21 protein-coding genes are annotated in these 22,951 nt (G+C 71.2%); 12 read left to right on the forward strand and 9 right to left on the reverse strand.

What is annotated here, in order from left to right; genetic code table 11:
• Window positions 1–42: 42 nt before the first annotated feature.
• On the forward strand, window positions 43–768 hold the full coding sequence (locus AB0B55_RS00825; RefSeq protein ID WP_357169191.1) for a tetratricopeptide repeat protein: 726 nt from the start codon (window positions 43–45) through the stop codon (window positions 766–768).
• A gap of 13 nt (window positions 769–781) precedes the next feature.
• Here AB0B55_RS00825 and AB0B55_RS00830 read toward each other — a convergent pair whose 3' ends face one another.
• The 3 genes from AB0B55_RS00830 to AB0B55_RS00840 are packed head-to-tail and all read right to left on the reverse strand — an operon-like array spanning window position 782 to window position 3,583.
• Window positions 782–1,480 carry an NADPH-dependent F420 reductase gene (locus AB0B55_RS00830; RefSeq protein WP_357169194.1) on the reverse strand — a complete coding sequence of 233 codons (699 nt, stop codon included), beginning with the start codon at window positions 1,478–1,480 and terminating at the stop codon, window positions 782–784.
• A gap of 29 nt (window positions 1,481–1,509) precedes the next feature.
• On the reverse strand, window positions 1,510–2,541 hold the full coding sequence (locus AB0B55_RS00835; protein ID WP_357125519.1) for an LLM class flavin-dependent oxidoreductase: 1,032 nt from the start codon (window positions 2,539–2,541) through the stop codon (window positions 1,510–1,512).
• Window positions 2,534–3,583: an LLM class flavin-dependent oxidoreductase gene (locus AB0B55_RS00840; protein WP_357125522.1), complete on the reverse strand. Its 1,050-nt coding sequence runs from the start codon at window positions 3,581–3,583 to the stop codon at window positions 2,534–2,536. The genes AB0B55_RS00835 and AB0B55_RS00840 overlap by 8 nt, the downstream gene beginning before the upstream one ends.
• Window positions 3,584–3,692: 109 nt before the next feature.
• Here AB0B55_RS00840 and AB0B55_RS00845 point away from each other — a divergent pair, with 109 nt between their 5' ends.
• The 4 genes from AB0B55_RS00845 (at window position 3,693) to AB0B55_RS00860 (ending at window position 9,157) form a co-directional block, all read left to right on the forward strand.
• A complete protein-coding gene (locus AB0B55_RS00845) occupies window positions 3,693–4,184 on the forward strand; it encodes a MarR family transcriptional regulator (RefSeq protein ID WP_357125525.1) in 492 nt (163 codons plus the stop codon).
• 82 nt (window positions 4,185–4,266) lie between these two features.
• Window positions 4,267–5,457, forward strand: a complete 1,191-nt coding sequence (locus AB0B55_RS00850) for an MFS transporter (RefSeq protein ID WP_357169197.1) — start codon at window positions 4,267–4,269, stop codon at window positions 5,455–5,457.
• An 80-nt stretch (window positions 5,458–5,537) separates the two neighbouring features.
• Window positions 5,538–5,729 carry a hypothetical protein gene (locus AB0B55_RS00855; protein WP_357125532.1) on the forward strand — a complete coding sequence of 64 codons (192 nt, stop codon included), beginning with the start codon at window positions 5,538–5,540 and terminating at the stop codon, window positions 5,727–5,729.
• 428 nt (window positions 5,730–6,157) lie between these two features.
• The gene (locus tag AB0B55_RS00860; RefSeq protein ID WP_357169200.1) at window positions 6,158–9,157 is read left to right on the forward strand and encodes a glycoside hydrolase family 95 protein; all 3,000 of its coding nucleotides are present in this window, start codon (window positions 6,158–6,160) and stop codon (window positions 9,155–9,157) included.
• Between the two features lie 36 nt (window positions 9,158–9,193).
• Here AB0B55_RS00860 and AB0B55_RS00865 read toward each other — a convergent pair whose 3' ends face one another.
• Both AB0B55_RS00865 and AB0B55_RS00870 read right to left on the reverse strand, forming a co-directional pair.
• Window positions 9,194–9,856 (reverse strand): response regulator transcription factor, encoded by a 663-nt coding sequence (locus AB0B55_RS00865; RefSeq protein WP_357125538.1) that lies wholly within the window; start codon window positions 9,854–9,856, stop codon window positions 9,194–9,196.
• 16 nt (window positions 9,857–9,872) lie between these two features.
• Window positions 9,873–10,997, reverse strand: a complete 1,125-nt coding sequence (locus AB0B55_RS00870; protein ID WP_357169203.1) for a sensor histidine kinase — start codon at window positions 10,995–10,997, stop codon at window positions 9,873–9,875.
• Between the two features lie 144 nt (window positions 10,998–11,141).
• On the opposite strand from AB0B55_RS00870, the gene AB0B55_RS00875 reads away from it, so the two are divergent.
• The 3 genes from AB0B55_RS00875 to AB0B55_RS00885 are packed head-to-tail and all read left to right on the forward strand — an operon-like array spanning window position 11,142 to window position 14,330.
• Window positions 11,142–12,131: a carboxymuconolactone decarboxylase family protein gene (locus AB0B55_RS00875; RefSeq protein ID WP_357169206.1), complete on the forward strand. Its 990-nt coding sequence runs from the start codon at window positions 11,142–11,144 to the stop codon at window positions 12,129–12,131.
• Between the two features lie 10 nt (window positions 12,132–12,141).
• Entirely contained in the window at window positions 12,142–12,594 is a 453-nt protein-coding gene (locus tag AB0B55_RS00880) for a DUF6220 domain-containing protein (RefSeq protein WP_357169209.1), read from the forward strand.
• Window positions 12,591–14,330, forward strand: a complete 1,740-nt coding sequence (locus AB0B55_RS00885) for a multicopper oxidase family protein (RefSeq protein WP_357169212.1) — start codon at window positions 12,591–12,593, stop codon at window positions 14,328–14,330. The genes AB0B55_RS00880 and AB0B55_RS00885 overlap by 4 nt, the downstream gene beginning before the upstream one ends.
• Window positions 14,331–14,397: 67 nt before the next feature.
• Here the strand turns inward: AB0B55_RS00885 and AB0B55_RS00890 are convergent, their stop codons facing one another.
• Window positions 14,398–15,444, reverse strand: a complete 1,047-nt coding sequence (locus tag AB0B55_RS00890; RefSeq protein WP_357125553.1) for a glycoside hydrolase family 11 protein — start codon at window positions 15,442–15,444, stop codon at window positions 14,398–14,400.
• Window positions 15,445–15,895: 451 nt separating this feature from the next.
• Between AB0B55_RS00890 and AB0B55_RS00895 the strand changes: the two genes are divergently transcribed.
• Together AB0B55_RS00895 and katG are read left to right on the forward strand one after the other, a co-directional pair.
• Window positions 15,896–16,351 carry a Fur family transcriptional regulator gene (locus AB0B55_RS00895; RefSeq protein WP_357125556.1) on the forward strand — a complete coding sequence of 152 codons (456 nt, stop codon included), beginning with the start codon at window positions 15,896–15,898 and terminating at the stop codon, window positions 16,349–16,351.
• A complete protein-coding gene (gene katG / locus AB0B55_RS00900) occupies window positions 16,348–18,624 on the forward strand; it encodes a catalase/peroxidase HPI (protein WP_357125559.1) in 2,277 nt (758 codons plus the stop codon). The genes AB0B55_RS00895 and katG overlap by 4 nt, the downstream gene beginning before the upstream one ends.
• Window positions 18,625–18,811: 187 nt before the next feature.
• Here the strand turns inward: katG and AB0B55_RS00905 are convergent, their stop codons facing one another.
• Together AB0B55_RS00905 and AB0B55_RS00910 are read right to left on the reverse strand one after the other, a co-directional pair.
• A complete protein-coding gene (locus tag AB0B55_RS00905) occupies window positions 18,812–19,009 on the reverse strand; it encodes a DUF397 domain-containing protein (protein WP_357125562.1) in 198 nt (65 codons plus the stop codon).
• Window positions 19,000–19,803, reverse strand: coding sequence for a helix-turn-helix transcriptional regulator (locus AB0B55_RS00910; protein WP_357125565.1), 804 nt, complete (start codon window positions 19,801–19,803; stop codon window positions 19,000–19,002). The genes AB0B55_RS00905 and AB0B55_RS00910 overlap by 10 nt, the downstream gene beginning before the upstream one ends.
• Window positions 19,804–20,243: 440 nt before the next feature.
• On the opposite strand from AB0B55_RS00910, the gene AB0B55_RS00915 reads away from it, so the two are divergent.
• Both AB0B55_RS00915 and AB0B55_RS00920 read left to right on the forward strand, forming a co-directional pair.
• Window positions 20,244–20,573, forward strand: coding sequence for a hypothetical protein (locus tag AB0B55_RS00915; RefSeq protein ID WP_357125717.1), 330 nt, complete (start codon window positions 20,244–20,246; stop codon window positions 20,571–20,573).
• Between the two features lie 210 nt (window positions 20,574–20,783).
• Window positions 20,784–21,398 carry a dihydrofolate reductase family protein gene (locus AB0B55_RS00920; RefSeq protein ID WP_357125568.1) on the forward strand — a complete coding sequence of 205 codons (615 nt, stop codon included), beginning with the start codon at window positions 20,784–20,786 and terminating at the stop codon, window positions 21,396–21,398.
• A gap of 67 nt (window positions 21,399–21,465) precedes the next feature.
• Here the strand turns inward: AB0B55_RS00920 and AB0B55_RS00925 are convergent, their stop codons facing one another.
• On the reverse strand, window positions 21,466–22,854 hold the full coding sequence (locus tag AB0B55_RS00925; protein ID WP_357169215.1) for a PHB depolymerase family esterase: 1,389 nt from the start codon (window positions 22,852–22,854) through the stop codon (window positions 21,466–21,468).
• Window positions 22,855–22,951: the final 97 nt, after the last annotated feature.

Raw genomic sequence — 22,951 nt, forward strand, 5'->3', positions numbered from 1 at the left:
CCGCCAGGGCCGGAGCCGCGACGCACGAGGGGGAAAGTAACCGTGAGCTTCAGTGACGACGTCCGCTCGGCCTTCCGTCGGGGGGAGAGCGACGCGGTGGTACGGATGAGCACGGCCGAGATCGAGCGTGCTCGTGCCGTCGGCGACGCGGCGGGCGAGGTGGAGGCCCGCTACAGCCTGGCCCGGGTGGCGATTCGTGGCGGCGACCTGGCGCTCGGGGAGACCCGGGCGCGCGAGGCCCTCGACGTCGCGGTTCGCTCGGGTGACCGCGCGCTCCAGGAGCGGCCGAGGCACGTGCTGGCGGCGGTGGCGCGGATGGCCGGCGACCTGGACCGGGCGCGGGACCTGTATCGCGAGAGCATCGCGCTGAACGAGTCGCTGGGCCGACCGGAGACGGTGAATTCCGAGACGCACAACCTGGCCTTCTGCGAGCTGGGTCTCGGTAACCTCGCCGAGGCGCGCAAGCTGTTCACCCTCAGCCGTACCCGGGTGTTCCAGCACGGCTGGGACGACTTCGTGCCGTACGTCTGCGTGGCGGGTGCGGCGCTCGCGTCCGCCGAGGGTGACCATTCGCGGGCGGCGCTCATGGTCGGCCTCGCGGACGCGGCGTTCGCGGCGATCGGCCAGGTGCCGGACCCGGACGACGCGGCCGACCTCGCCGCCGTGCGCGACGGCGCGGTCGGGGCGCTCGGCCCCGCCGCCTACGCCGCCGCGCAGGAGCGGGGTCGGCACCTCGATCCTCGTACGGCGTTCGACGACGAGCACTGAGAGGACCAGCGGGTCAGGCCGACCGGGCGGCGGCGACGGCCTGGCCGCGCTCCGACTCGGGAAAGCGCCGGAGCATGGCGCGCACCTCGTCGGCGCTGACGTTGGCGCCGAACAACTCGCTACCCGGTTCGAGGCGTACGCCCTCGGCGAGCGGGCCGGCGACGACCGGGTCGAAGCCGAGGGCGTCCACCAGCGAGGCCACCGGGGCGACGTCCGCCTCGTCGTCGCCGGCGATCGCGATGGCCTTGCGGCCGGCCGTGCCCGTCGGCCGGGCCCCGTCCTCGAGATCGTGGTAGCCCATGTGGTTGAACGCCTTGACGACCCGCGACCCGGCCAGGAACGCCTGGACGATCTCGCTGGACGAGGTGCGCGGATCGGTCAGGTCGTCGCGGATGCCGTCGACCTCCCACCAGTAGTTCATCGCGTCGACGACGAGTTTGCCCCGCAGCGCCTCGGCGGGCAGCGTGCGGTACTTGCCCAGCGGCAGGGCGAGGACGACGATGTCGGCGTCCGCCACGGCGTCGACGGCGGTGGTCGCCACCGCTCCAGGCGTGAGCACCTCGACGGTCAGGGCGATCTTCGCCGGATCCCCGGAGCCGGCGACGAGCACCCGGTAGCCGGCGGCGAGCGCGAGCCGGGCGAGGACGGTGCCCACCTTGCCGGCGCCAAGGATGGCGAGGGTCCGTGGCCGGTCGGATCCGTTGTCGTTCATGTCTTCCTCTCCGAGGGGCAGCCGGCGGGTCAGCTGGCCAGGATGTCGCGGACCATGGGGATCACCCGCGAGCCGTACAGCTCCACGGCGCGCATCCGGGCGCTCACGGGCTGCGCCCCGGCGGTGTAGATGAGGTCGAACCGGCCGACACCGAGACCCTTGATGGCGGCGGCCATCCGGCGGGCGACCGTCTCCGGCGAGCCGATGTAGAGCGAGCCGTGCTCCACCTCCGAGTCGAACTCCTGGCGGCGGATCGGAGGCCAGCCGCGCAGCGCGCCGATCCGGTCGCGCATGACCCGGTAGTACGGCCAGAACAGCTCCTTCGCCTCCTCGTCGGTGTCGGCGACGAAGCCGGGCGAGTGCATCCCGACCGGGTGCGCGGTGGTGCCGAGTTGGTCGGCCGCCCGCCGGTAGAGGTCGATGTAGGGCGCGAAACGCTCCGGAGCGCCGCCGATGATGGCGAGCATGAGCGGCAGGCCGTACCGGGCGGTCCGTACCACCGACTGCGGTGAGCCGCCGACGCCCACCCAGGTGGTGAGGCGTCCCGACTCCGTCTTGGGAAACACGTCGGCGTCGGTGAGCGGGGCGCGGGTGGTGCCGCTCCAGGTGACCGGCTGTTCGTCGAGCAGCTTCGCGAACAGCTCGATCCGCTCCTCGAACAGCACGTCGTAGTCGGCCAGGTCGTAGCCGAACAGCGGGAAGGACTCGGTGAACGAGCCCCGGCCGAGGATGACCTCGGCCCGACCGTGCGACAGCGCGTCGACCGTGGCGAAACGCTGGAAGACGCGGACCGGGTCGTCCGAGCTCAGCACGGTGACGCCGGAGGAGAGCCGGATCCGCGAGGTACGGGTGGCGATGCCCGCCAGCACCGTCTCCGGCGTCGACACCGAGTACTCGGGTCGGTGGTGCTCGCCCAGGGCGATGACGTCGACGCCGAGGTCGTCGGCCAGCACCGCCTCGTCGACGACCTGCCGGATGGCGGTGGCGTGGGAGACGGGCTTGCCGGAGTCGTCCTCCGGCACGTCACCGAAGGTGTCGAGGCCGAACACGAGATCAGACATTGGTGGGCTCCTTCGCCAACAGCTCACGGACCCGTGGCGCGACCTCGCTGCCGAGCAGCTCGATGGTGCGCGCCCGCGCCTCGCGAGGCAGGTGCATGATGTCGTACTTCAGGTCGAACCGACTCAGCCGCAGGTCGCGGGCCATGGTTGCGATCTTGCGGGCCACCGTCTCCGGTGACCCCACGAACAGCGCGCCGTGGTCGATCTCGGTCTCGTAGCGCGCGCGGTCCGGCTTGTAGAAGCCGCGCTCCTCGGCGAGCCGTGCCACGGTGGGCTGCCAGTACCGCCACCACGTCTCGACGGCCTCCTCGTCGGTGTCCGCGACGAGGCCGAGCGAGTGTTGCCCGACCGGTTGCGCGGCCTGCCCGAACTGTTCGAGCGCCCGATGGTAGAGGTCGACGTGGCCGGCGAACCGCTGCGGGCGTCCACCGATGATCGCCAGCATGAGCGGGAGCCCGTGCCGGGCGGCGCGGATCACCGAGTTGGGGCTTCCTCCGACGCCGATCCAGGTGGGGATTCCGCCCGGGCGCATGCGCGGATGGAGTCGTTGCGCGACCAGGGGAGTGCGTACGGTTCCCGACCAGGTGACCGTTTCGTCGCGTTGAAGCTGGAGGAAGAGGTCCAGCTTCTCCTCGAACAACCGCTCGTAGTCCGCCAGGTCGTAGCCGAAGAGGGGGAACGACTCGGTCGCGGATGCCCGTCCGAGGACCAGTTGGGCCCGGCCGTCGCTGACCGCGTCCAGGGTGGCGAACTCGTGGTAGAGCCGTACCGGGTCGTTCGTGCTCAGGACGGTGACCGAGGTGCCGAGCCGGATCCGGTCGGTCGCCGTGGCCATGGCCGCGAGCAGGACGGGGGTGGCCGAGTCGTTGTGCCCCTCCCGGTAGTGCTCGCCCAGGCTGAACACGTCGAGCCCGACCGACTCCGCGAGCCGGGCCTCGTCCACCAGCAGCCGGACGGTCTCGGCGTCACTCAGGGTCCGGTCGCCGTCCGTGGCCACCTCGCCGAACGAGTTGAGCCCCAGTTCGAAGGGTGCGGCGGACATGTCTCCTCCTCGGCGTTCTTCGCCGTCGACACGCGGGAAGTGGTCTTCCCGGTTGACGTGTCAATGATGCTAACCTGCGAATTGACACGTCAATTCCCCGGAGGGTTCGATGGTCGACACCACACCCGAACGACGCGGGGGCCGGCAGTTGCCGACGGCGGAGGAACTGCGGATCTGGCGGGACTTCGTCGAGACGACAGAGGCGCTCACGTCCCGGGTCGGGTCGCGTCTCCAGGTCGACTCTTCCCTCTCGCCGGGTGACTACGCCGTCCTGCTCGCCCTCAGCGAGGCTAAGGAGCGGCGGATGCGCTCCTCCGCCCTGGCCGCGCAGATCGGGTGGGAGCGGAGTCGACTCTCGCACCACCTGGGACGCATGGAACGACGCGGGCTGATCCGTCGCGAGGAGTGCGCGACCGTCCCGCGCGGGGCGGAGGTGATCCTCACCCCGGCCGGGGCCGCGGCGTTCCAGCGGGCCACCTATCCGCACCTGCGCACCATCCGGGAGCTGTTCGTCGACGCTCTCACGCCGGACCAGCTCCGCGCGGCCGGCGACATCGCGCGGGCGCTGCGCGAGCATCTCGGGCCGCGCGCCGACGAGTAGTCGGCGCATGGAGAGCGGCACATCGGGTACGCGCCTGCGGCCGTCGAGTCCGACGAGCGCCGCGCAGCCCGAGGAGCAGGACATGTCGATCGCGGGGCGGGTACGACTCGCGCCGAACGTCTCCCTGGTGCTGCTGGCGTCGATCCTCGTGTCGTTCCTGGCCGCCTCGGCGGCCCCGACCCCGCTCTACGGGATCTACCAGGAGCGCTGGCACTTCTCGTCGGTCACGACCACCGTGGTGTTCGCGGTCTACGCGCTCGCGGTGCTGGCATCGCTGCTCACCTTCGGCAAGCTCTCCGACCACGTCGGCCGGCGTCCGGTCCTGGCCGCCGCGATCGCCGTACAGATCCTGTCGCTGCTGGTGTTCATCCTCGCCAACGGCGTACCCGCGCTGCTGGCCGCCCGCCTCGTGCAGGGGCTCGCGGCGGGCGCGGCGACGGGCGCCGTCGGCGCGGCCATGCTGGACATCGACCGCGCTCGCGGGACGCTCGCCAACTCGATCGCACCCGGCCTCGGCACCGGCAGCGGGGCGCTGCTCTCGGCGCTGTTCATCCGCTACCTGCCCGCGCCGACCCGCCTGGTGTACGTCGTCCTCGTCGCGATCCTGCTGATCCAGGCCGTCGGGGTCGCGCTGATGCCGGAGACCGTCACCCGGATGCCCGGCGCGCGGCGCAGCCTGCGACCGGAGATCAGGCTGCCGCGCCCGGTACGCGGGCCGGTGCTGGTCGTCGCTCCGGTGCTGTTCGCGGTCTGGGCGCTGGCCGGCTTCTTCGGCGCGCTCGGCCCGGCGCTCGTGCGCAGCCTCATGGACACGTCGATCGTGGTCGCCGGTCTGGTGCTCTTCGTCTTCGCGCTCTTCGGGTCGGTCGCCGTCCTGCTGTTGCGCGACACCGCCGCGCGGACGGTCATCCTGACCGGGATCGTCGCCCTCATCCTGGGCATGGTCGTCACGGTGGTCTCGGTCATGGCCGACTCCGTACCCGGGTTCTTCGTCGGTCTCGCGCTCGGCGGCGTCGGCTTCGGCGGCGGGTTCCAGGGCAGCCTCAAGACGATCATGCCGCTGGTCGAGGCGCACGAACGCGCCAGCGTGCTGTCGCTGCTCTACGTCGTCTGCTACGTCGGTTTCGGCCTTCCCACCGTGATCGCCGGCTTCCTCGTGGTGTACGCCGGGGGCCTCCCGCGGACCGCCGACGAGTACTCCGTCGCCGTCATCCTGCTCGCGCTTGTCGCCCTGTTCGGGCTGCGCCGGGCGACGAGGGCGGCGCCGGGCTGATGCCCCGAACGCCGCACCTCACCGGCGCGTAGGACGTAGCGTGGTCGTCGACGGTGGGGCGAGTAACCCAGGAGGTCGCGATGAGTCCGAACGCCGGTGAGGGCGATCTGACGTCGTATCGGTCGGCGACCGACCTGGCGGACGCGCTGCGGCGCGCGGCGGCGGCCCACGACGAGCACGAGAAGCGCACCGGCCAGCGGGACGACAACTGGCCCGACTGGTACGCGAGGTACCTGGTGGCCGAGAAGTCCGGGGCGACGCTGCCCGAGTGAGCGACACCCAGCCGCGCCCGCCGGTCCACTGAGGCCGACGCGGGCGCGGCTGCTGCAATCATCCGATGTATACGCGGCGGGTGGCCTGACCCGCACCGTCGTCATGCGCGCCGATCCGCGCCACGACCACCGGTGATCGACACGACATCGCTGATATGGGGCTGACCGGGCGGCGGGATGCCCTCACATGGCCGCACTGGCGTCGATCATGGTCGGTGCGCAGGGCGGCAGCGATGATCGCGCAAGCAATCGACCGTTGCCTATTGCGTGACACCGGAGTAATCTTCCCGAAACACATCGGACGTTTGGTCGTCCACCGGGTCTGCCTACGACCTGCGCAGCATGGTCGGTGTCACCGCGCGGATCCACCATCGGGGGTCGTCGTTGTCGCGCTTGGGTGGCCGCATCGGTCACCGTTTGGAGGATCGATGTCAGACCTGACCCGGCGGCAGGCCCTCAAGATCGGTGCGGCCGGCGCGGGTGGCGCCCTGCTGCCGCTGCCGTGGACGGCGACCGCCAACGCCGACTCCGTCGCGCCGCCGCAGGTGCTCGCGGCCAACGACCTCGTCCTCTGGTACGACGAGGGCGCCGGCACGGACTGGCTGCGGGCCCTACCGATCGGCAACGGCCGGCTCGGCGCCATGGTGTTCGGCAACGTCGACACCGAGCGACTTCAGCTCAACGAGGACACCGTCTGGGCCGGCGGCCCGCACGACCCCAGCAACACCCGAGGCGCGGCGGCCCTGCCGGAGATCCGGCGGCTGGTCAACGCCAACCAGTGGACCCAGGCCCAGGACCTGATCAACCAGACCATGATGGGCAACCCCGGCGGGCAGTTGGCGTACCAGACCGTCGGCAACCTCCGGCTCGCCTTCGGGTCGGCCAGCGGAGCGTCCCAGCACAACCGCACGCTCGACCTCACCACCGCGACGGCCACGACCTCGTACGTCCTGAACGGCATCCGCTACCAGCGTGAGGTCTTCGCCAGCGCGCCGGACCAGGTCATCGCGATGCGGCTGACCGCCGACCGCGCCACCTCGATCAGCTTCACCGCCACCTTCGACAGCCCGCAGCGGACGACGGTGTCCAGCCCGGACGGCACGACGATCGGCCTCGACGGCGTGTCCGGCAACCAGGAGGGCGTCACCGGGCAGGTCCGCTTCCTCGCCCTGGCCAACGCCACCGTCACCGGCGGCAGCGTGTCCAGCTCGGGCGGCACCCTGCGGGTCACCAACGCCACCAGCGTCGTCCTGCTGATCTCGATCGGCTCCAGCTACGTCAACTACCGCAACGTCGGTGGCGACTACGGGGGCATCGCCCGGCAGCGCCTCAGCGCGGCGCGCGCCTACAGCTACGACCAGTTGCGCACCCGGCACGTCGCCGACTACCAGGCGCTGTTCGGACGGGTGACCCTCGACCTGGGCCGCACCTCCGCCGCCGACCAGACGACCGACGTACGCATCGCCCAGCACAACAGCGTCAACGACCCGCAGTTCTCCGCGCTGCTGTTCCAGTTCGGGCGGTACCTGCTGATCTCGTCGTCGCGGCCCGGCACCCAACCGGCGAACCTGCAGGGCATCTGGAACGACTCGCTGACCCCCTCCTGGGACTCGAAGTACACGATCAACGCCAACCTGCCGATGAACTACTGGCCGGCCAACACGACCAACCTGGCCGAGTGCCACAACCCGGTCTTCGACATGGTCCGGGAACTCGCCGTCACCGGCGCGCGCACCGCCCAGGTGCAGTACGGCTCCGCGAGTGGCTGGGTTACCCACCACAACACCGACGCGTGGCGGGCCACCGCGGTCGTGGACGGCGCGTTCTGGGGCATGTGGCAGACCGGCGGCGCCTGGCTGTCCACGTTGATCTGGGACCACTACCAGTTCAACGGCGACATCGAGTTCCTGCGGACGAACTACCCGGCCATGAAGGGCGCGGCGCAGTTCTTCCTCAACACCCTGGTGACCGAGCCGACCCTCGGTTACCTGGTGACCAACCCGTCGAACTCACCGGAACTCAGCCACCACTCGAACGCCAGCGTCTGCGCCGGTCCCACGATGGACAACCAGATCCTGCGGGACCTCTTCGACGGCGTCGCCCGCGCGAGCGAGATCCTCGACGTGGACAGCACCTTCCGGGCGCAGGTACGCGCCACCCGGGACCGCCTTCCACCGATGAAGGTCGGCTCGCGCGGCAACATCATGGAGTGGCTCTACGACTGGGTGGAGACCGAGCCCAACCACCGGCACATCTCGCACCTGTACGGGCTGGCCCCCAGCAACCAGATCACCAAGCGCGGCACCCCTCAGTTGTTCGAGGCCGCCCGGCGGACCCTGGCGCTGCGCGGCGACGACGGCACCGGCTGGTCGCTGGCCTGGAAAATCAACTTCTGGGCTCGGATGGAGGAGGGCAAGCGGGCTCACGACCTGATCCGCTACCTCGCCACCACCGCCCGGCTCGCCCCGAACATGTTCGACCTGCACCCGCCCTTCCAGATCGACGGCAACTTCGGCGCCACCGCCGGCATCGCCGAGATGCTGCTCCAGAGCCACATCGGTGAGCTGCACATCCTGCCCGCGCTGCCGCCGGCCTGGCCCAGCGGCCGGGTGACCGGCCTGCGGGGTCGCGGTGGGCACACGGTCAGCATCACCTGGGCCAGCGGCGCCGCCACCGAGGTGCTGGTGCGACCCGACCGCGCCGGCACCGTCCGCCTGCGGTCGCGGTTCCTGACCGGCACCGTCAGCGTCGTCGACACCGCCGACGGCACGTCGCCCCGGGTCACCCGGGTCGAGTCCGACCTGGTCGAGGTCACCGTGCAGGCCGGGCGCACCTACCGGGTCACCAGCACGGGCGCCACCACGCCGACGTTGGAGCAGAGCTTCACCAACGCCGGCATCACCAACGACAGCAACACCAACGTCGGCAACTTCGACGGCAACGGGGCCACCCTGTCGGCGCAGGCCCTGGCGCAGGCCGGCGCGAGCCCGGGCGGCACGGTGAGCCGCAACGGGGTGAACTTCCGCTGGCCCAACGTCAGTCCCGGCACGGCCGACAACGCCATCGCCTCGGGTCAGACCCTCGGTATCAGCGGCACCGGCAGCACGCTCGGCTTCCTGATTACCGGCACCTACGGCGCGGTCTCGGGGACCGGCACGGTGGTGTACGCGGACGGGACCCGCCAGACGTTCACCCTGAGCACGCCCGACTGGTACGGCGGCCCGGCGTCCGGCGCGACCGCCGCCATCGTGTCCGCGTACCAGAACCGGCCCAACAACGGCCGACAGGCCACGGCGGCGTGCATCTACTACGTGGGCGTCGCGCTGCAGAACAAGGCGGTGACCCAGGTCGTGCTGCCCAACATCAGCGCACGGGCGGCGGCGAACGTGCCGACGATGCACGTCTTCGCCATCGCGATCGGGTCCTGACACTCAGCTCGCGTCGCGCCGCCGGTGACGGCACGGTCACCGGCGGCGCGGCGTGACAAGTCCCGACTCGTACGCCCACACGACCAGCTGGGCGCGGTCCCGGCAGTGCAGCTTCGTCATGGCCCGGTTCACGTGCGTCTTGGCGGTCAACGGGCTGATCACCATGCGCTGGGCGATCTCGTCGTTGGTCAGCCCTCGCGCCACCAGCTCGACGATCTCCTGCTCCCGGGCGGTCAGCACATCCCGACCGGCCGTCGGCACGGCCGGCGGTGGCCCGGCCGCGAACTCGCTGATCAGCGTGCGGGTCACGGCCGGCGCGAGCAGCGCGTCGCCACCGGCCACGACGGCGACGGCCTGCAACAGGTCGGCGGGGTCGGCGTCCTTGAGGAGGAAACCGCTCGCGCCCGCGCGCAGGGCGGCGAAGACGTACGAGTCGAGCCCGTAGTTGGTGAGGATGAGCACGCGGGTGGCGGCGAGGTCCGGATCGGCGGCGATGCGCCGGGTCGCCTCGATCCCGTCGAGGCCGGGCATCTGCACGTCCATCAACACGACGTCCGGGCGGAGACGTCGGGCGAGCTGCACGGCCGAGGCGCCGTCGGTGGCCTCGCCCACGACCTCCAGGTCGTCCTCGGCGGCCAGCAGGGCCCGGAAGCCGGCCCGCATCAGCGCCTGGTCGTCGGCGAGCAGAACCCGGATCATCGGTGCGACCGTCCGGTCATGCCGGCTCGTCCAGCGGGAACGTGGCCCGCACCGTGAACCCCTGGTCGTCGTTGGCGGCGGCCAGCAGGGTGCCGCCCAGTCCGGTGACCCGCTCACGCATCCCGCGCAGTCCCACCCCCGGCGTCGGGGGACGGGCCGGCGACGCCTGCCCGTCGTCGCTCACCGCGACGGTCAGTCCGGCCGGCGCGTACTCGACGTGCACGCGTGCGGTCGCGGCACCGGCGTGACGGGCCACGTTGGTCAGGGCCTCCTGGACGACCCGGTAACCGGCCTGGTCGACCTCGTCCGGCAGACGCCGTGGCCGGCCGGTGACGGTCACCTGGACCGGCACGCCGACCGCACGGGTCCGTTCGGCGAGTTCGTCGACGCGGGCCAGCCCGACACGGTCGTCGGGCGCGCGCAGGACGTCGAGGGTGGTGCGCAGTTCGCGCATCGCGGCGGCGCTGGCCTCCTGGATCGCCAGTAGCGTGGCCGAGGGCTCGTCGCCCTGCTTGCGGGCCAGGTGCACGGCGATCCCGGCCTGCACCTTGATCACCGAGATGCTGTGCGTCAGGGAGTCGTGCAGGTCGCGGGCGATGCGCAGCCGCTCTTCGCCGGCCCGCCGCAACGCCATCTCCTCGCGGGTGCGTTCGGCCTCGACGGCCCGCTGCTCGACCTGCTCCAGGTAGGCGCGGCGTTGCCGGCCGACCAGCCCGGCCACGTTCGCCGCCACGAACCATCCCAGCAGCAGGGCCGTCCGCTCGGCGATCAACTGGTTGGGACGGTCGACCGGGGCCACCGAGACGTCGCGGGCCAGAAAGCCACCGAGGAAGACGACGCTGGCCACGGCGGCCGCCGCCCGGTGCCCCCGCCAGGCGGTCACGTAGACCACGCCGAGGACGGGGAAGGCGGCCGACACCCCCGAGTGCACCCGGACGTGCAGGGCCAGCATGGCGACGGTCACCACGCCCAGCGCGAGCACCGGATGCCGCCGGCACACCCCGAGCGCCGCGGCCATGACGAGGACCAGAGCGACGTCGAGCGCCCCGACCGTCGCGGCGTCCGGTGCGAGCGCGGCGTTGCCGAGCAGGAGACCGCCGAGGGCGAGGCCGCTGAGGACGTACGGCAGGTCGCGGCGCATGGTCGCACTGTAGAACGGCCGTCGTTGGTGGAGCATCCCGCGCGCGCGGTAGATCCGGCGTACCACGGTCGTGGTATCCCGGCGGCGCGAAGTGTCTGCGCCGGCACGACGTCTTTGGCGGCCGTCGCCACGAGCATCGACCGCATGACATACCGCTTCTTCACCCCCGTACCCACGAGGGCGGCCACCGGCCGCACCGCGGAGGTCTACCAGCAGCTACGCGAGGACTTCCTCGGACCGCTGCCCACCTTTCAGGCGCTCTCGGCCGTGCCCGAGGTGCTGGCCGCGACCTGGTCGCTGATGCGCGAGGCCCTGCTCGCCGGCGACACGTCCCGGGTCGACCGCGAACTCGTCGCGGCGGTGGTGTCCCGGGCCAACGGCTGTCAGTTCTGCCTCGACGCCCACGTGCTGCTGCTGCACGCCCTGGGCGAGCACGGGTTGGCCGAGGTCGTCGCCCGGGGCGAGACACCCGCCGACCCGAGGCACGCCGAACTCGACCGCTGGGCCCGGGCCAGTCGCAGCCCCCGCACCGGCGACTGGACCAGCCCGTACGGCCCCGAGGTCACCGGCACCCTGCTCGCGTTCCATTTCGTCAACCGGGTCGTCTCGGCGCTGCTCGACCCCGACCTGCTCCCCGGCGGCCTGCAACGCGCCCCGCTGGTGCGGTCGGTCGGTGGCCGGCTGTACGCCAGATCCGCTCGGGAACCGAAGGCGCCCGGACGCAGCCTCGGGCTGCTGCCCACCGGTACGACCCCGCCGCCGGCCTGGGCGGGGGACAGCCCGGTCGGGGTCGCGTACGCGTCGTTGCGGGACGCCGCCACCCGGGGCGGCGAGCTGCTGGGTGACGTCGCCCGCCAGACCGTGACGGCCACCGTGCGCTGGGAGGACGGGCGGTTCCCGACCCGGCCCGCGGACTGGGCCGTCGACCTGGTCCGGGACGTGCCCGGCCGGGACCGGGTCGGAACGCGGATCGCGTTGCTGGCGGCGTTCTCGCCCAGCGCGGTCAGCCCGGGCGACGTCGCCCTCTGGCGGCTGTCGCACCCCGCCGACGCCGACCTCGTCCGGATCGTCGCGTACGGCGCGATCACCGCCACCGACCACGTCGCCCAGGCGTTGACCTCGGCGCAGCTCTAAGGAGCCCAGCATGCGAAAGGCCTTCGTCATCAGCAGCGGCGTGCTCCTCACCGCGTTCGCCCTCCAGTTCGTCTTCGCCGCCGTCGGCGCGTTCACCAAGCCCGCCGAGGACGGCGCGTACGCCCTGCACAGCGTGAACGGCATGGCGGTCATCCCCGTCCTCACCCTGCTCACCGTCCTGTTCGCGGCGCTGGCCAGGGCGCCCGGTCGGCTCGTCGGGCTGGCGGTCCTGCCGCTGGGCCTGGTCGTCGTGCAGGCGCTGCTCGCCATGCTCGCCAACGCCGGCACCGACGCCGTCGGCGTCAGCACGCCGTTCGGCCTGGTCATCGGCGGGCTGCACGCGGTCAACGGCATCGTCGCGGTACACGTCGTGGTCGGCGTCATCCGGGGAGCGCGTCGGCTGGCCGCCGAGACGCCATCGGGCGACGCGCCGGTGGTCGTACCCCAGGGGGAGCCGGCATGACCACCGCCTCGCTGCTCGCGGCGGACCTCCTGCTGGCGGTCCTGGCCGCCGCCGGCTGGCTGGGTGGCGGGGTCGCGGCGGCCGCCCGGCGGCGGCCGCTGGCGCTCGCGCTGGCCACCGTCGCGCTGCTCGCCACGCTCGCCCGCGCGACGACCGTGCTCGCGCTCGCGCGCGTCGGCTGGTGGTTCGCCGCGGAGAAGGTCGTCGTCGCCGCGCCGCTGTCGCTCGCGGCGGTCGTCGTCGCCGGGCCGCGGCTGCTGCGGGCCGCGGGCGACATCCGGTCCGTCGCGCTGCCGCTCCTCTTCGCGGGGTACGCCCTGAGCGCCGCCCTGCTCGTCACGGTCCTGCACGGCTACCCGGTGTCGGCGTCGGTGGGGCTGCTCGCGGTCGCCGGGGTCGTCGCGGCGACCGCCCTCTCGTGGCGTCTGCTCGACGCGCGCCCGTCCCGGGCGGTGTCCCGGGCGGCGGTGGCGGTGGCGGTGGCGGCGCTGCTGGCCGGCACCGGGTTGGCCGTCACCCCGGGCCCGGCGCCCGCCGCACCGCATGATCACCGGTACCCGCAGGCCCGGATCTCCGACGAGCCCACCCGGCGGTTCACCCTGACGGCCGGTACCGCCACGGTGCGCGTCGGTGGCCACGACGTCGCGGCGTGGGCGTTCGACGGGCAGGTACCCGGGCCGGAGCTGACCGCCACCGTCGGCGACGTCGTGCAGGTGACGCTGCGCAACCGGGACATCGGCCGGGGTGTCACCCTGCACTGGCACGGGTACGACGTGCCGAACAGCCAGGACGGGGTCCCCGGGGTGACGCAGCCGGCGGTGCTGCCGGGCCAGGAGTTCGTCTACCGGTTCCGGGCCGACCAGGCCGGCACGTACTGGTACCACACCCACTCGGTGTCCGACGTCGGTGTGCGGATGGGCCTCTACGGCGTCCTCGTGGTGCGTCCCGGGCCGACGAGCGGCCTCGACGTGACGGTGCCGGTGCACACCCTCGGGGGGCGTCCGCTACCGGACGCGCGGGTGGAGCAGGTCGAGGCCGGCGTTCCGGTCCGGCTGCGGTTGATCAACACGGACAGCACCACGCACCGCTACGCGCTGGCCGGAACCGACTTCCGGGTCGCCGCGATCGACGGCTACGACCTGGGCGGGCCGACGCCGCTGCGGGACACCGCCGTGCTGATCCCGGCCGGAGGTCGCTACGACCTGGTGTTCAGTGCCCCGGCCACACCGGTGGCGTTGTACGTCGACGGACGTCGGGTCTACTCGACCGGCGCGCAGTCGACGGCGACCGACAGGGGGCCCGTACTGGACCCGCTCAGCTACGGCCGGCCGGTCCCGACGCCCTGGTCCCGGTTCGACCGGACGTTCACGCTCGTCCTCGATCGCGGTCTCGACCTGCGTGGACTGCTTCCGCGCTACGCCCACACCGTCAACGGCGCGGCCGATCCGGACATCCCGCCGCAGGTCGTCCACCCCGGCGACGTCGTCCGGTTCACGATCGTCAACCGGTCGCAGACCGTGCACCCGTGGCATCTGCACGGCCATCACGTGCTCGTGCTGTCCCGCGACCGGCGGCCGGCCAACGGGAGCCCACTCTGGTTGGACTCGTTCGACGTCCGGCCCGGTGAGGTGTGGGAGGTGGCGTTCCGGGCCGACAACCCGGGGATGTGGGCCAACCACTGCCACAACCTGGGGCACGCCGACGCCGGGATGATGCTGCACCTCGTGTACTCGTGAGGACCCGGGCAGGGCCCGGCCCCCGTCGCGTGGCGGCGGGGGCCGGTACGTGGTGCGGTGGTGCGGGTCAGCTCGTGCGACAGCTGATCGTCGGCCAGGTCCAGTTGCCGTTGGCCATGATCGTGATCCCGAAGTTGTTGCCGTTGCCGTTCGGTCGGGCGGTCACCGTCCCGCTGGTGCCGCTGACGGACGCGTTCCAACTGTTCTGGATGGACTGACCGCCGTTGAGGTTGAGGCTGACGATCCAGTTGTTGGTGCCGCTGACCGCGACGTTCAGGTTGAACCGGTCACCCCACTGCTGGCCGGCGGAGAGCGTCGCGTTGCAGTTGCCGCCACCCGGGTTGCCGGTGGTGGGCCCGGAGGTCGGCCCCGAGGTCGGGTTGCCGCCGCTGCCCTCGGACACGGTGACGTCGGAGCTGCCGGCGCTCTGGTAGCCCTCGGTCGCCATGATCTGGTACGCGTGGTTGGTGCCGAGGTTCAGGCCGGCGCGGGCCCAGGCGTCGAAGTGGTTGGCCGTGGTGATGGTGCCACTCGAGCGCTTGTTCTGACGGACGCTCCAGTACTGGTAGAATGTCTGGTTGCCGTCGATCGACGGGGCGTTGACCCGCTGGCTGCGCAGGATGTCGTAGGTGCCGCCGTCGGTGGTGACCGTGCCCAGCCGCTGGGCGCCGTTGCTCGGGTTGTAGCTACCGAAGTTCTCCACCACGTAGTACTCGATGAGCGGGTTGCGCGTCCACCCGTACAGGGCGAGGTAGGTGTTGTTGTTCCCCGGGTTGTAGTTGGCCGAGTAGCTGACCGTCCGCCGTGAGCCGGTGGCCCAGCCCTTGCCGCCGACCCAGTTGTTGGTGCTCCGGTCCCAACTGCTGGAGTATCGGCCGTTCTCGCGCAGCGTCATGCTGGCGTTGCCGCCGTCCTTCCAGAAGGAGAAGTAGTAGCCGTTGTGCGTGCCGGTCAGGCTCGAGGTGAGCGTCCGGTCGGCCTCGGCGTACGCGCTGGTGGCCGTGACCGCGACCGTGCCCGTGACGGCCAGGACGACCGCACAGGCGGCGCCGAGGAGCAGCCGTATCCGGCCGCGCCGCGGTGCTGCGGTGGGAGTGTGGTCGGTGTCGATCATGTAGGTGTTTCCTCCTCGTCACGGCTGGCACGGGGCCAGCGGTGCGGTGCGACCCGGCGGACTGTCGGCCACGGAGTCGTACCGCGTGGTGGTGGTAGACCGGTTGTCCCGCACGACGACCGGAGGCGGCAGTCGCGGCGCGGGTGGTGACGGCAATTGAGTGTCGTCGATGGGGACGGTATTGAGCCGGTCGTCCACTTGTCAACATTTTCCGGAAGGTCTGCGGCGGCGACCAGCGCGTCGCCATGCTCGAAAGGGTGCGCATCTTCCGAGGTCAGTAATCGATCCGGGGTGGCGACGGCGAGGGTGGTGACCGATCGTTCGCCGGACAACATCCGACGAATAGCGGCCGGAACTTCCGGAGACTTTCCGGACCCTCGGGCGGCACGCCGAGGCGCGGGAACCGGGGAAAACTTGATTCGTTCCAAAAAAGTGAGCTAGTGTGCAGCGCGTGATGTCCGACCTCGAAGCGCAGCTGAGAGGGGTCTCGTTACGAGTGACGCGACCCCGGCTGGCCGTGCTCGCGGTGCTGCGGGATCACCCCCACGTCGACACCGACACGGTGATCGCGCTGGTCCGGGCGGACCACCCCACCATCTCCCACCAGGCGGTGTACGACGTGCTGCGCGCGCTCACCGACGCGGGTCTGGTGCGGCGCATCCAGCCGGCCCGCGCGACCGCCCGCTACGAGTCACGGGTGGGGGACAACCACCACCACGTCGTGTGCCGCTCCTGCGGCGCCATCGCCGACGTCGAGTGCGCCGTCGGCCACGCACCCTGTCTCACCGCCTCGAACGACCATGGCTTCGTGGTCGACGAGGCGGAGGTCGTCTACTGGGGCACCTGCCCCGGTTGCGCGGCCGACCGCATCTCCCAGCGATCCGCCAGTTCGGAAGGAAGTACATGAGCGACACCCAGGACAACGTCCCCACCAGCGCGCAGGGCGTGGACCAGAAGGCCGCGGCCGGTTGCCCGGTCGCGCACGACTCGGTGACCGCCCAGGGCAGCGAGAGCGAGAACCCGGCGATCGACTCGCCGACCCCGAAGACCGGTGGTCGTCCGCGCACCAACCGGGACTGGTGGCCGAACCAGCTCGACCTCTCGGTGCTGCACGCCCACTCGCACAAGGGCAACCCGCTCGGGCCGGACTTCAGCTACGCCAAGGAGTTCGCCAAGCTCGACGTCGAGGCCCTCAAGCGGGACATCACCGAGGTCCTCACCACCTCGCAGGACTGGTGGCCGGCCGACTTCGGCCACTACGGCGGCCTGATGATCCGCATGAGCTGGCACGCCGCGGGCACCTACCGCATCGAGGACGGCCGTGGCGGCGCCGGTGACGGTGGTCAGCGGTTCGCCCCGCTCAACAGCTGGCCGGACAACGCCAACCTGGACAAGGCCCGCCGCCTGCTGTGGCCGGTCAAGCAGAAGTACGGCCAGCAGATCTCCTGGGCGGACCTGCTGGTGCTCGCCGGTAACGTGGCCCTGGAGTCGATGGGGTTCAAGACCTTCGGCTTCGGCTTCGGTCGTGAGGATGTGTGGGAGCCCGAGGAGATCTTCTGGGGCCCGGAGGACACCTGGCTCGGCGACGAGCGCTACGCCTCCGAGAAGGAGATGGCGGCCGGCGTCGGCTCGACCGAGATGGGCCTCATCTACGTCAACCCGGAGGGCCCCCGCGGCAACGCGGACCCGGCCGCGGCGGCGCACTTCATCCGGGAGACCTTCGGCCGGATGGCGATGAACGACGAGGAGACCGTCGCCCTCATCGCCGGTGGCCACACCTTCGGCAAGACCCACGGCGCCGGTGTCGCGGACAACCACGTGGGCCCGGAGCCCGAGGGCGCCCCGATCGAGGCGCAGGGCCTCGGCTGGCTGAGCACCCACGGCAGCGGCAAGGGCAGCGACACGATCACCAGCGGTCTCGAGGTGACCTGGACCGACGTGCCGACGCAGTGGAGCAACCGCTTCTTCGAGATCCTGTTCGGCTACGAGTGGGAGCTGACCACCAGCCCGGGTGGCGCGAAGCAGTGGGTCGCGAAGGACGCCGAGGAGATCATCCCGGACCCGTTCGACCCGTCGAAGAAGTACCGGCCGACGATGCTCACGACCGACCTGTCGCTGCGCGTCGACCCGGCGTACGAGAAGATCTCGCGCCGTTTCCTGGAGAACCCCGACCAGTTCGCGCTGGCCTTCGCCAAGGCCTGGTACAAGCTGCTGCACCGCGACATGGGTCCGATCGAGCGCTTCCTCGGGCCGTGGGTCGCCGAGCCGCAGCTGTGGCAGGACCCGGTGCCGGCCGTCGACCACGCGCTGGTGGGTGACGCCGACATCGCCGCCCTCAAGGCGAAGGTCCTCGACTCGGGCCTCACGGTCGAGCAGCTCGTCTCCACCGCCTGGGCCTCCGCCGCGAGCTTCCGCAACACCGACAAGCGCGGTGGCGCCAACGGCGCGCGCATCCGCCTGGAGCCGCAGCGCAACTGGGAGGTCAACCAGCCCGAGCAGCTCGCGACGGTGCTGAGCGCGCTGGAGGGCATCCAGCAGGAGTTCAACGCCGCCGGTGGGGCGAAGATCTCGCTCGCCGACCTGATCGTGCTGGCCGGTTCGGCCGCCGTCGAGAAGGCGGCGCGCGACGGGGGCGTCGAGGTGACCGTGCCGTTCCGGCCGGGCCGCACCGACGCCACCCAGGAGCAGACCGACGTCGACTCCTTCCGGGTCCTCGAGCCGCGCGCGGACGGTTTCCGTAACTACCTGCGCGCCGGCGAGAAGACCCAGCCGGAGGTGCTGCTCATCGACCGCGCCTACATGCTGAACCTGAGCGCGCCGGAGATGACCGTCCTCGTCGGCGGCCTGCGCGCCCTCGGGAACAACGTCGGAGGCGCGTCGCACGGCGTCCTCACCGACCGGCCGGGCGTGCTCACCGGTGACTTCTTCGCCAACCTGCTCTCCCCGGGCACCCGGTGGAAGGCGTCGGAGACCGACGAGCACGTGTACGAGATCCGCGACCTGGCCACCGACGAGGTGAAGTGGACCGCCACCGCGGTCGACCTCATCTTCGGCTCGAACTCCCAGCTGCGCGCCCTCGCCGAGGTCTACGCCAGCCAGGACGCGCGCGAGAAGTTCGTGCGTGACTTCGTGGCCGCCTGGACGAAGGTCATGGAGCTCGACCGGTTCGACATCGCCTGATCCCGCTTGACCCGACGAGCCCCGGCCGATCGGCCGGGGCTCGTCCGCGTTCCGCGCCGCAGGGCCTCGCGTGGCGAATCCACCGCCAAGTCCGCAAAACCCACGATCCCCGCAACTCCCTAGAATTCAGGGAGTTGCGGGGATCGCTAGAACCCGCAGCGGACCGGTGGCCTCTGCGTAGTACTGGTCAGGTCGCGGGGTGAGTCTTCGCCATGTCGACGAACGCCCGCCAAGCCGTCGGGCTGAAGACCAGTGCGGGACCTGCCTGGTCCTTCGAGTCCCGGACGCCAACGACGCCGGGCAGGTTGTCGGAGACCTCCACGCAGTTGCCGCCGTTCGTCCCGGACTTCGTCGACTTACGCCAACGGGCGTGGGTCATGTCCATGTCTTCGCCGTTTCCTTGATCACGTCTCGGGAGGATCTGCGCGGGAGGGCGTCGCGGAGGATCGCTTCCCACGTCTTTTGAAGCGTAACAATCTCGGCCGTGCCGCTGACGGTCTGAGACCGCACCTGGTAGTCCGTGTGCCCGACGACAGAGCCATCCGGCATCGTGGCGATGATGAACCCGCCCTGTAGGCCAGGGTAGAGCCCTGCGTCGTCCGGCACGACATGAATGTGGACGTGCGGAAGGTCGGCGACCGCCGCGAGGTGCTCGACCTGTTCCCGCATCAGCGTGCGGTCGTCGTCCACCGTCCGGCGCAGCACCGCGACGTCGAGCACGATCATTACGTGGGGAGGATCGTCGCGGGTGAGGATTGCTTGCCGCTCCATTCGCGACCGTACCCGCTGCGATATCTGCTCGGTGGTCAGCAATCCGCTCGCTTGAAGCGTCGCCCGTGCGTACGCCTCGGTTTGTAACAGGCCCGGCACGAAGGCCGGTTCGTACCAACGCAACGCCCGAGCTTGTTCCTCGAACTTGATCCATTCGCGGAGCCAGACCGGGGCCGTGTCGAGCGCCGCCAGCCGCTCTACCAGCCTCGCGAACATGCCACCGGTCGTCAGCGCCCTGTCGATTGCCGTCGCGTAGTCACTGGTCGGCGGGCGAGTGCCGGTCTCAACGGCGCTCACATGGGTGCCGGAGTAGCTGATGAGTCTGCCGAAGTCGTCTTGATTCAGTCCCCGTGCCATTCGGGCGTGACGCAACTCGTCAAGCAGGATTTCGGCTGCGGTCATGCTCATGTCCCCAACTCCTCCCCACCTCCAGCCCTCGCGCCCCCCAAGTCCCCTCACCAGGGCAATCGTTGACCGTCGGGGTCTCTCCAACGTGGTCGAACACCTTCCGACACTAGGCGGTCACGGAACAGAGTGTCACCAGACGGCGCGGCCGGTGGAGGACCCGAACCCGGCGGACGCGTTCGTACCCGGGGCCGCCCCTGTCCGGCGAGTAAACACGGGGGCGGCCCCCTCCGACGAAAGCGCGAAGGAGGCACCGTGCGCTTCACGTTCCGGCGCAGCGAACCCGCTCCGAAATTGTCTGTGCGTGGCCCTGCCCCGCGGCCTGCCCCGCGACTTCCGGCCTGGGTCACGTCGCACACCGAGGCGTTCCGCTTGGACGAGATCGGGCGAATAGGTCACCTGACCCCGGCGCAGGAGTTCCGGGCGAGCGGGGGTCGGAAGTGATATCTACGCAGGTTTCCGTCCCTGAGCGGGGACCGGTCGCGGACCGTCCGCGTCAGCACCGCCAGGGCCCGCCGCACACGCCGTTACGGCCGCACTGGGCGTGCCGCGCCGACGGTCAGCCGTGGCCGTGCGCGACGGCGCGGCTCATGTTGAAGGCCGAGTACGAAAACTCAATGCCGAGCCTGTCGATCTACCTGGCCGGGCTGCTGTACGAGGCGATGCGCGACCTGTACCACCTGAACCCGCACGACGGGCCGAGCCCGCGCGCCCTGTTCGACCGGTTCGTCGGCTGGGGCCCGTTCCGTAAGCCCATCGTCGAGGCTCCGTGATAGCCGCACCGCCCGCCCTGGGATCTCCATTCCCCGTGGAGGATGTGACCCGGCGCCGCCTTCTTTGCCCTGACGGCCGGTGAGCCCCGGGGACCGGTGGCTGGGGCTCGTCCGCGTTTTCCGGCCGCAGAGGGCGGTAACCGTCGTACGAGTTTGCGATGCTGTGCCCGTCTATGAGCCCGACAGCACCTCACGTGAAGGAGCACCGCGATGGCGAAGGTCATCTCCACGCTGTTCATCTCGGCCGACGGCGTGGCCGAGATCGACCCGGACTGGCACTTCCCGTACTTCGACGAGAACATGGGTCGCGCCGTCACCGAGGACTACGACACGTCCGACGTGCTGCTGATCGGCCGGGTGACCTACGACAGCTTCGCCGGGGCCTGGCCCGACCGGGAGGCCGCCGGCGGCGAGGACGCCGGGTTCGCCAAGCAGCTCGGTGACGTCCGTAAGGTCGTCGTCTCCCGCCAGCCGGTGGACTTCGCGTGGCGCAACTCGGAGCTCGTCGCCGGCGATCTCCCCGAGGCCGTCGCCGCGCTCAAGGCCGACCCCGGGATCAAGGGCATCCTCATCCCCGGGTCGATCTCGGTCGTCCAGCAGCTCCTCGCCGCCGGGCTGGTCGACGAGCTGCGTCTGCTGGTACACCCGGTGGCGGCCCGCAAGGGGCGCCGGCTCTTCGACGACGGCGACACGCCGTACCACCTGCGGGTTACCGCGACCGAGGTGTTCCCGACGGGCGTGCTCCGCGTGATCTACGCGCCGACGGCGGCGCCCGGCGCGGTCGGCTACGACGAGGTCGTCGACCAGGTGCCGTCCGGGAACTGAATCGGGCCGGCCCCGCCGCCGTGGGCGACGGGGCCCGCTCGATCTGGTCGGAACGGCTCGCTGTCGGTCAGGCGATCGCGCAGGTCGCGCCGTTGAGGGTGAACGCACCTGGCCGGGCGGTGTTGCCGGTGTGCGTGGCCTGGAAGCCGATGGTTAACGATCCGTTCGGCGGGATGCTGGCGTTGTAGGCGGCGTTGCGGGCTGTCACCTGGCCGGACGTGGGCGAGTAGGTCGCGTTCCAGCCCGAGGTGATGCTCTGCCCGCCGGGCAGGGTGAAGACGAGCGACCAGCCGTTGACGGCGCTGGTTCCGGTGTTGGTGATGGTGATGTTCTCGGTCAGCCCGTTGTTCCAGGCGTTGATCGCGACGCCCACCCGGCACGCGCCCGAACTCGGCGGCGGGGTGGTCGGGTTCGGCGGCGGGGTGGTCGGGTTCGGCGGCGGGGTCGTCGGGTTCGGCGGCGGGGTCGTCGGGTTGGGCGGCGGGGTCGTCGGGTTCGGCGGCGGGGTCGTCGGGTTCGGCGGGGCGGTCAGGCCGAAGAACGCGACGGCGGCGGCGGCCATGCCACCGGCCGGCAGGCTGTGCCCCGCGCCCTGGATGCTGTACGCCTCGACCTGGACGGTCCCGCTGGCGTCGGCGTACCGGCGGCGGTTCCAGTTGGTCTGCGGCGTGTCGGTGGAGGTGGGTGTCTGGCTGAGCCCGAACACGTTGGTCCACTGCTCGATCGTCTCCTGCAGCAGCGAGAACGGAACGAGCGTGTCGCTGGTGCCGTGCCACAACTGCACCCGTGGGCGGGGACCGGTATAGCCGGGATACGCCCCGCGCACCGCGTCACCCCACTGCTGCGGGGTCCGGTTCATGTTCCCGCCGGTGCACTGGCTGCTGCCCGGCGGGTAGTCGGCCGCGTTGGCGAAGCAGTTGTAGGGGACACCCATGAACGCCGCGCCGGCCTTGAAGACGTCAGGGTAGAGGGCCAGCATGTGGTTGGTCATCATGCCGCCGGACGAGCTGCCGGTGGCGTACACCCGGTCGGGGTCGCCCCCGTACTGCTGCTGCGCGTAGCGGATCATCGAGATGATCGACACGGGGTCGCTGCCACCGCCACGGCGCTTGGCGGCGTCCGACCAGGTGTCGAAGCAGTTGCCGAAGCCGGCCTGCTGGGTCGCCGACGGGTAGATCACGATGAACCCGTACCGGTCGGCCTGGGCGGCGAACTCGCTCCCGGAGTAGAAGCCGGGGCCTGACCCGCCGCAGCCGTGCATGGCCACGACGATCGCCGGCCTGGTCGGGCGGGTGTCCGGCACGTAGACGTGCATGCGCATCCGGCCCGGGTTGTCGCCGAACGTGGTCACCTCGGTGAGGGAGGCGGCGTACGCGGGTTGGAGCGCGGGGGCCACCAGGCCGGCCGCCACCAGTGACGTGACCAGGCCGAGCAGCAGTTTCCTTCGGATTTTCACGGGGATGGCTCCTTCGATCACCTGTGCGGGGTGGGTGTGGGGTCGCGCGCTGTGCGGTCACGGGTGCGCCCGACTCCCGTGGTGATCGCGCCTCGCC

Source organism: Micromonospora sp. NPDC049107 (assembly GCF_040648595.1).
Lineage (GTDB): Bacteria > Actinomycetota > Actinomycetes > Mycobacteriales > Micromonosporaceae > Micromonospora.

Bases quoted from the DNA above. Each gene is read 5' to 3' on its own strand.
- AB0B55_RS00830 (WP_357169194.1), bottom strand. From the start codon at position 1,480: ATGAACGACAACGGATCCGACCGGCCACGGACCCTCGCCATCCTTGGC.
- AB0B55_RS00835 (WP_357125519.1), bottom strand. From the start codon at position 2,541: ATGTCTGATCTCGTGTTCGGCCTCGACACCTTCGGTGACGTGCCGGAG.
- AB0B55_RS00840 (WP_357125522.1), bottom strand. From the start codon at position 3,583: ATGTCCGCCGCACCCTTCGAACTGGGGCTCAACTCGTTCGGCGAGGTG.
- AB0B55_RS00845 (WP_357125525.1), top strand. From the start codon at position 3,693: ATGGTCGACACCACACCCGAACGACGCGGGGGCCGGCAGTTGCCGACG.
- AB0B55_RS00850 (WP_357169197.1), top strand. From the start codon at position 4,267: ATGTCGATCGCGGGGCGGGTACGACTCGCGCCGAACGTCTCCCTGGTG.
- AB0B55_RS00855 (WP_357125532.1), top strand. From the start codon at position 5,538: ATGAGTCCGAACGCCGGTGAGGGCGATCTGACGTCGTATCGGTCGGCG.
- AB0B55_RS00860 (WP_357169200.1), top strand. From the start codon at position 6,158: ATGTCAGACCTGACCCGGCGGCAGGCCCTCAAGATCGGTGCGGCCGGC.
- AB0B55_RS00865 (WP_357125538.1), bottom strand. From the start codon at position 9,856: ATGATCCGGGTTCTGCTCGCCGACGACCAGGCGCTGATGCGGGCCGGC.
- AB0B55_RS00870 (WP_357169203.1), bottom strand. From the start codon at position 10,997: ATGCGCCGCGACCTGCCGTACGTCCTCAGCGGCCTCGCCCTCGGCGGT.
- AB0B55_RS00875 (WP_357169206.1), top strand. From the start codon at position 11,142: ATGACATACCGCTTCTTCACCCCCGTACCCACGAGGGCGGCCACCGGC.
- AB0B55_RS00880 (WP_357169209.1), top strand. From the start codon at position 12,142: ATGCGAAAGGCCTTCGTCATCAGCAGCGGCGTGCTCCTCACCGCGTTC.
- AB0B55_RS00885 (WP_357169212.1), top strand. From the start codon at position 12,591: ATGACCACCGCCTCGCTGCTCGCGGCGGACCTCCTGCTGGCGGTCCTG.
- AB0B55_RS00890 (WP_357125553.1), bottom strand. From the start codon at position 15,444: ATGATCGACACCGACCACACTCCCACCGCAGCACCGCGGCGCGGCCGG.
- katG (WP_357125559.1), top strand. From the start codon at position 16,348: ATGAGCGACACCCAGGACAACGTCCCCACCAGCGCGCAGGGCGTGGAC.
- AB0B55_RS00905 (WP_357125562.1), bottom strand. From the start codon at position 19,009: ATGGACATGACCCACGCCCGTTGGCGTAAGTCGACGAAGTCCGGGACG.
- AB0B55_RS00910 (WP_357125565.1), bottom strand. From the start codon at position 19,803: ATGAGCATGACCGCAGCCGAAATCCTGCTTGACGAGTTGCGTCACGCC.
- AB0B55_RS00920 (WP_357125568.1), top strand. From the start codon at position 20,784: ATGGCGAAGGTCATCTCCACGCTGTTCATCTCGGCCGACGGCGTGGCC.